The sequence below is a fragment of the Algibacter luteus genome (genome assembly GCF_900141715.1).
Lineage (GTDB): Bacteria > Bacteroidota > Bacteroidia > Flavobacteriales > Flavobacteriaceae > Arenitalea > Arenitalea lutea.
Genome location: NZ_FQYK01000002.1, coordinates 561,395 through 565,374, shown reverse-complemented (window position 1 = coordinate 565,374; position 3,980 = coordinate 561,395). Strand labels below are relative to the sequence as shown.

1 protein-coding gene is annotated in these 3,980 nt (G+C 38.8%); it reads left to right on the top strand.

Annotated elements, in window-relative coordinates:
• Positions 1–3,980: beta strand repeat-containing protein (locus BUA46_RS15100; protein ID WP_218587870.1), on the top strand; the 3,980-nt coding region annotated here is incomplete at both ends.

Genomic DNA, 3,980 nt, shown 5'->3' with positions numbered 1-3,980 from the left:
ACATTAACACCAGGCACAGCACCAAGTCCAGCATCAGGAAGCATTACGATGAATGCCGATGGTACCATTACGGTAGCTCCAGGTACAACAGCAGGAACATACACTTACGATTACACCATTTGTGAGAACTTAAACCCAGCAAACTGTGATACGGCAACAGCAACTATATTAGTCTTACCAGATTATGATAAAGATGGAGTAATCGATATTATTGATATTGATGATGACAATGATGGTATTCCTGACACACTAGAAACCAATGGAACAGATCCAACGGCAGATTTGGATAACGATGGTGTTCCAGCATATTTAGATGAGGATGATACTAATCCCGTAATTGGAGATGATATTCCTGGTATTGAGAAAGAATTTGATTTTGACGGTGATGGAATTCCTAATCATTTAGATTTAGATGCCGATAATGATGCTATTCCTGATGTATTAGAAGCAGGAAATACAGATTCAAATAATGATGGTATTGTTGATTCAGTAAGTTTTGGGGCAAATGGTCTTGCGGATGAAGTAGAAACAAGCCCTGAAAGTGGTGTATTAATAAATAATCCACTAAATACCGATTCTAGTTCAGATAGCAGCCAAAGTTATACGCTTTATGATTTTCTGGATGTAGATTCTGATAACGATGGTATCACAGATAATGCTGAAGCATTTTCAAATAATGCTACCTATAATGATGCCGATAATGATGGGCAAGTTGACGGACTTGTAGATTTAGATAATAACGGTTGGCATGATACTATTGATAATGAAGCAACATTTCCGGTATTAAGAAATTCTGATGCAGATACCATACCAAATCATTTAGATTTAGATTCGGATGGTGACGGATTGCCAGATACTTTTGAGGGTAATTTTCAAGTTGCCGATAATGATAACGATGGTATAGTTGGAACAGGAATACCAGTAGATTCAGATGGAGATGGACTTGCCGATTCGAATGATCCTGATAATGCAGGAAATATTCTAGGAGGTTTTGGTTTTAATAAAGATAGAGATGGCGACGGAGTAAACAATTATTTAGATATTGATATCGACAATGACGGTATCATTGATAATATTGAAGGACAAGGTACATTCAGCTATGTAAGTCCTACAGGTTTAGATACCGACGGTGATGGAATAGATAATGCATATGATGTTGATAATGGCGGTGTTGGAATAGGTTATACAAATACCGATGGAGGAAGCGCACCAGATTATGCTGATACAAATTCAGATGGTGTTGATGGCGTTGGCGATGCTTTCGATTTATTAGAAAATGCTGTAGATAATTCTATAGATGGTCCATTAGATACCGATAATGACGGAATCGTTGACCCTGCATTATTTGTTGATGTTGATGGAGACGGTTTGCATGATGATTTTGAGTATTCTAATCCAGCAATTGATGGAGCCAATAACACAACAAATCCTGACAATGCCACAAATAACAATCAACTACCTACAGATCAACCTGATGTTGACCCTGCTGGTGGAGATAGAGATTGGAGAGAATTAAGTTCTCAAGATAAAGATCAGGATGGAATTCCAGATGTTTCAGATTTAGATGATGATAATGATGGCATACTTGATACTGAAGAAGACGCAAATTTAGATGGAGATAATGACCCAAGAACAAACCCAACAGATTTTGATGGTGATGGTGTTCCAGATTATTTCGATTTAGATTCAGATAATGACGGTATTCCAGATTATACTGAAGCTGGAGGAACTAACGACCCAGATGGAAACGGACAAGAAGGAACGGGTGTTTTAGATAGCACAGAAGTCGATGCTAACGGTATACCATTAGGAGTCGCTCCTGGAGGATTGTCACCAATTGATACCGATGGAGATGGAAACTTTGATTTTCTAGATTTAGATTCTGATAATGATGGTATATCTGATGTGCTTGAAGCTGGAGGTGTTGATTCCAATGGAAACGGGAGATACGGATCTGGAACAACCAATGATAGTGATGCAGATGGGTTAGTTGATGCCTTAGATCCTTATGATGACCGAGATGGTAATTTGGATTCAAATCTAGGAGGTACACCTTTAATCATTGAAGATACTGACGGTGATGGTCAATTGAACTATTTAGATTTAGATTCTGATAATGATACTATACCAGACAATGTCGAAGGTCAGTCGACTGTTGGTTATATCGCACCGAGTGGTGTAGACACGGATAACGATGGGTTAGATGATAATTATGATAGTTCTAATGGAGGTACTTATATAAATGTTGTTAATACCGATGGTACTGATACTCCTGATTATCTAGATTTAGATTCTGATAACGATTTATTATTTGATATTGATGAAGCAGGAAATAGTGTTGCTGACACTGATTCCGATGGACAAACTAATGGGGTAACTGGAGCTAATGGATTGGATGATGCTTATGATGATGGTACAGCTGGTGATACATTTGCGGATCCAAACGGTATTCTAGATAATACACAAACAGATAATTTCCCTGATGCTGATGCTGATGTATTTGCCGGAGGAGATGTAGATTATAGAGATAACACTTTTGAAGATAATGACGGGGATGGTATTGCTGATGCTATAGATTTAGATGATGATAACGATGGGATTCTAGATACTGAGGAATCAAATGGTACAGATCCTTTAGCTGATGCAGATGGCGATAATGTACCAGATTATCAAGATCCCGATTTTTGTACTTTAAACAGTTTCGGTATCTGTGAAAATTTAGATATCGATAATGATGGTATTCCAAACCATTTTGATACTGATAGTGATAATGATAGTTGTCCTGATGCAAACGAGGCATATTCTGATTCAACTGCTGATTCCAATAATGATGGAACATATGGCGGTGTTGTCGGGGCATCAGAAGTGAATTCGGATGGAACAGTAATAGCTGCTACTTATCCGGGAACTAATGCTAATGTAATTACTGCAGTTCAAGTTACTGTGGATGTGGTACCATCAAATCAAAGTGAAATTGAAGGTAATCCAGCAACTTTTTCTGTAACTGCCTCATCTGAAAGCACTACAACTTTTGCTTTAGGTGTACCAGATTATGGAATTCCACCTGCTACGGATGATTCAGTTTCCCTAATTTATCAATGGCAAGAAAATGGGTTAAATTTATCAGATACAGGTGTTTATAGTGGCACGACAACAGCAATTTTAAATATATCTGATGTTACAGGTTTAGATGGAAATATATATAATGTCATTATAACACATGCCAATAATGTTTGTATTGAAGAGCAGAATAGCGCAACATTAAATGTTATTCCAAGAATAATTGCTAATAATGATGACTTTTCTTCAGTCGCTGTCAATGGAACAGATGGTGGAACTAGTACTACAGTATTAGCTAATGATACTATTAATGGTGCAGCAGTAATTCCAGCAAATATTACGTTAACACCAGGTACAGCACCAAGTCCAGCATCAGGAAGCATTACGATGAATGCTGATGGTACGATTACGGTAGCTCCAGGTACAACAGCAGGAACCTACACTTACGATTACACCATTTGTGAGAACTTAAACCCAGCAAACTGTGATACGGCTACAGCAACTGTAGTCGTAGCTCCAGCACCAATCGATGCCGTAGCAGACGATTACAGCGCCTCTCCAGTAAACGGATTTGCAGGTGGCAGCACAACAACGGTATTAGGCAACGACACCTTAAACGGTGTAGCCGTAGTTCCAGTAGATGTAACATTAACACCAGGTACAGCACCAAGTCCAGCATCAGGAAGCATTACGATGAATGCCGATGGTACCATTACGGTAGCTCCAGGCACAACAGCGGGAACATACACTTACGATTACACGATTTGTGAGAACTTAAACCCAGCGAACTGTGATACGGCAACAGCAACATTAGTTGTAGAAGCTTGTCCATCTCCTATTGATTCAGATGGTGATGGTTTAACGGATTGTGAGGAAACGACTGGAATCGATGATCCATCTACACCAGCAGATCCAACAAC